Origin of the sequence: Anaplasma marginale str. Florida (genome assembly GCF_000215485.1) — a bacterium.
In the GTDB taxonomy this organism is placed as follows: domain Bacteria; phylum Pseudomonadota; class Alphaproteobacteria; order Rickettsiales; family Anaplasmataceae; genus Anaplasma; species Anaplasma marginale.
This window is the reverse complement of record NZ_AFMS01000012.1, coordinates 1-913: the sequence shown is the minus strand read 5'-3', so window position 1 is coordinate 913 and position 913 is coordinate 1. Positions and strand designations below refer to the sequence as shown.

Sequence of the window (913 nt, the reverse complement as noted above, 5' to 3'; positions counted from 1 at the left end):
TGGCAACTAGTTCACCTAGTTTGTTCTTGAGCTTATCAGCCAGCTTCTGTATCTTTCCACCCTGACTTCCCGTCCCGGGTTCTATCCCAGCTACCTGCCACTTCAACGCTCCTAGGCTCTTCACCTCCCCTAGTTTCTTCTCCAACTCCTTGAGATTCTCCTTTAGCGTACCATACCTCTCCGCTGACTTAAGCGTTGTTATCTCCGCCTTCGCCTCCTCCTGTATCTTAGCCTCTAGCTTCAGCAGCTCTCCCTCCTCGTTGATTTTCTCTATCTCCTTCTTTAGTTCTCCCATAGTTTCTAGCTTCTTCTCTAGGTCTACTAACTTCCGTATTTTCTCGAGCTCCTTCAGCGTTGCCTTCATTTCCCCCAGTGTCTGAGCTCTCTTCCCAGGCACTAGCTCATCTAACTGTCCTAGCGTCCCCAGTACCCAAATCTCATCTAGTTTACCTGCCACTGCTGTTATAGCTTGTGGATTCAGATCCTTACGTATACCTTGCTCATTCTGCTGTAGTCTCTTAAACTTTTCACTCAATCTCTCTTCCAGCAGATCCAGCTGTCCTCCCAATGCTCTAATCTTCTCAGTCAGTTGTAATCCCTCATGAGCCTCTAATCCTTGTGATTTCTGCTTCTCTGCCAATCTCTTAACTTCCTTAATCTCAGCCAGCATCCTCAGCTGCTCTTCTAGCCCCAATTCCTTCAGTTCCCTTATCGCTGCTAATTCTTCTACTGTTCCTCCTAGCCCCTTGAGACTTTCCTGCTTCTTGAGCTTCTCGGCCATGATTCCTAACGCTCCTCCTTTATCCGCTAGTTCCTTGAGCTGCCTAACTTCCCGTATTTCGCCTTTAGTTCCCAATGCTCCTCCTTTATCCGCTAGTTCCAGCTCCGCCAGCTTTTTCTCAGCCTGCTCCTG

The 913-nt window shown here is 48.3% G+C and carries 1 pseudogene; it reads right to left on the bottom strand.

From position 1 onward, the window contains the following. Positions 1 to 913 (bottom strand): annotated as a pseudogene (locus GAC_RS00495) (P44/Msp2 family outer membrane protein); the annotation flags it as partial.